Source organism: Nitrococcus sp. (genome assembly GCF_059432795.1).
Genome location: NZ_JBXWZQ010000157.1, coordinates 1 through 2,827, shown reverse-complemented (window position 1 = coordinate 2,827; position 2,827 = coordinate 1). Strand labels below are relative to the sequence as shown.

The following is a 2,827-nucleotide window of genomic DNA, read 5'->3' as shown; positions in this document are numbered from 1 at the left end:
GATCTACGCCGAGCTCTATCCGCGCCTCGAGCAAAGCGGGCGGGTATACCCGTGTTTCTGCAGCGACCAGGAGCTGCAGCGCCAGCGCGAGGCCCAGCGCGCTGCCCGGCAGCCGCCGCGGTATCCGGGAACCTGCCGTTGCCTGACCGCAGAGGAGATCCGGGGGCGTATCGGTCGAGGCGAGCGGCCGACGCTGCGCGTTCGCGTTCCCGAGGCAAGCGAGATCGTGTACACGGATATCGTGCGTGGCGCTCAGCGGGTCTCGACGGATGCGCTTGGAGATTTCATCATACGTCGGGCCGACGGCTCGGCCTCTTTTCTATTCTCCAACGCCGTGGATGATGCGCTCAGGGGTATTACGCACGAGCTGCGTGCCGAGGACCACGTGGCCAATACACCGCGGCAGTTGCTGCTATTGGAAGCGCTCGGCCTGGCCGCGCCCCGGTACGGTCACTTGCCCATGATTGTCGGGCCGGACGGCGCCCCGCTCGCCAAACGCCACGGTGCGCGGTCCGTGGCGGCGCTGCGTGCCGCGGGCTATCTGCCCCTGGCGCTGCTGAACTACCTCGCGCGGCTGGGCCATGCCTTTGGCGATATGGCGTTGCAGGAGCTCTCGGGGCTTGCCGATGCCTTCGACGTCTCGCGTATCGGACGGGCGCCGGCCCGGTTCGACTTGCAGCAGCTCGACTACTGGCAACAGCAGGCGGTGGCTTGCGCACCGGTCTCGGCGCTCGAGGCGTGGCTTGACGCGGTAGAGATGCCTGCGGCATCGCGCCGGCGCTTTGTGGAAGTGCTGCGCGGCAACGTGCGTTTTCCTGACGAGCTTCGCGCCTGGGCGGAACGGATCTACGGTGAGCCGGACTCTCCCGATGAGCCGTCGCGTGAGGTGGTGATGGCGGCAGGGCCGGAATTCTTCGAGACGGCGGCGCGTATGCTTGAAGAGGACGGTACGTTATCGTTGCGGCGGCTGCGCGAGACCACCGGTCTGCGCGGGCGCTCCCTGTTTTTGCCTCTGCGCCTTGCGCTCACCGGAGAGCCTCATGGCCCGGAGCTGACGGAAATCCTGAGCCTGATGAGCACACAAAGCGTAGCGGAGCGATTGCGCCGGGCCGGTGAGCTGGCCCGACGCCGTTGAAAGCACCCGGAAAACGATGCTTTACATTTACAACAGCCTGACCAACTGCAAAGAAGCGTTTCGGCCCATCGAGCCCGGCCGCGTACGCATTTATGTCTGTGGCATGACGGTCTACGATTACTGCCATCTCGGCCATGCCCGGGCGATGGTGGTCTTCGACACCGTGGTTCGTTATCTGCGCTCCGCGGGTTTCCATGTGGACTATGTGCGCAACATCACCGACGTGGATGACAAAATCATCCGCCGCGCCGCCGAGCTCAACGAACCCGTGAGTGCTCTGACAGAGCGTTTCATCGCGGCGATGCATGAAGACATGCAGGCCTTGGGTTGCCTCTTGCCCGATGCCGAGCCCCGGGCGACCGCTTACATGGACGCAATCATTGTGCTGATCCAGCAACTACTCGATCGCGGCTACGCCTATCAGGTCGAGGAGGGCAGCATTTACTACGCCGTGGAGCGCTTCGCGGATTATGGAAAGCTCTCCGGTGAACGCTCGGAGGAGCTTCGCCTTGGGGCTCGAGTCGAGCCAGAGACGGGCAAGCGCGACGCGGCCGATTTCGTTCTGTGGAAGGCGGCCAAGCGCGGGGAACCCTGCTGGCCGGCACCCTGGGGCGAAGGGCGCCCCGGTTGGCACATCGAATGCTCGGCCATGGCCGGCGCCTGTCTCGGGCGGCACTTCGATATCCACGGCGGCGGCCTCGATCTCAAGTTTCCCCACCACGAGAACGAGATTGCGCAGTCCGAGGCGGCCTGGGGCGGGCGCTATGTCAATTACTGGATGCACAACGGGCATATCCGCGTCGACGACGAGAAGATGTCCAAGTCGCTCGGCAATTTCTTCACGGTACGCGAGGTGATGCAGGCCTATCGCGCCGAGGAGATACGCTACTTTCTGCTCTCGAGCCATTACCGCAGTCCGCTCAACTATTCGGCAAGCGATTTGGACAACGCCCGCGCGGCGGTCGAGCGTCTTTACCTGGCGTTGCGTGATCTGGCCCCGGCCGAGGCCTTGCCGGCGCTGGCCGAGCCGTATCGCGAGGCCTTTCGAAAAGCCATGGATGATGACTTCAATACGCCTTTGGCGTTGTCTGTGCTCTTCGATCTTGCCCGCGAGATCAATCGGCGTCGGGAGCACGCCGAGTCCGAGGCGGCGGCGCTTGCGGCCACACTGCGCGAGCTCGGCGCTGTGCTCGGGCTGGCGCAAACGGAGCCGAACGTATTTTTCAAGGGCGGTGACCGGGCGCAGGCCGCTACCGGAATTGCCAGTGAACGGGTGGAAGCGCTGCTCGCCGAACGCGCCCTGGCGCGAAAAAACCGTGACTTCGCCATGGCAGATCGCATTCGCGATGAGCTCCAAGGCGAAGGCATAGCCCTTGAGGACACGCCGCAGGGTACGGTCTGGCGACGCTTGCGCCCCGGGAAGTGATCGTTGCGGCTTCGAGATGCCGCTCGGGCGCAGGCGCCCGGCGGGTAATCACGGCCGGCGAGGCGGTCATTCGACCGGGCGTGTCTTGCGCCGGTGCCGGCGGGGCTGGATCCGTGCCATCTTCACTTTGTGGCGCTGAGTTTGAATGATGGTGACCGGATAATCATCGAGTAGCAGACTGGTGCCCGGTTCCGGGATGGACTCCAGTTGCTCGAGTATGAGCCCATTGAGCGTCTTGGGCCCGCTCGCGGGCATGTTCCATTTCA

At 64.4% G+C, this 2,827-nt stretch carries 3 protein-coding genes; 2 read left to right on the top strand and 1 reads right to left on the bottom strand.

Annotated features, from left to right (window positions below; genetic code table 11):
* Both AC52Q4_RS11230 and cysS read left to right on the top strand, forming a co-directional pair.
* Positions 1 to 1,135: glutamate--tRNA ligase (locus AC52Q4_RS11230; protein ID WP_495536884.1), on the top strand; the 1,135-nt coding region annotated here is incomplete at its 5' end.
* Positions 1,136 to 1,151: 16 nt separating this feature from the next.
* Positions 1,152 to 2,561, top strand: a complete 1,410-nt coding sequence (gene cysS / locus AC52Q4_RS11225; protein ID WP_495536883.1) for a cysteine--tRNA ligase — start codon at positions 1,152 to 1,154, stop codon at positions 2,559 to 2,561.
* Between the two features lie 66 nt (positions 2,562 to 2,627).
* Here the strand turns inward: cysS and AC52Q4_RS11220 are convergent.
* A partial coding sequence (locus AC52Q4_RS11220) for a transporter associated domain-containing protein (RefSeq protein WP_495536882.1) occupies positions 2,628 to 2,827 on the bottom strand: 200 nt, incomplete at its 5' end.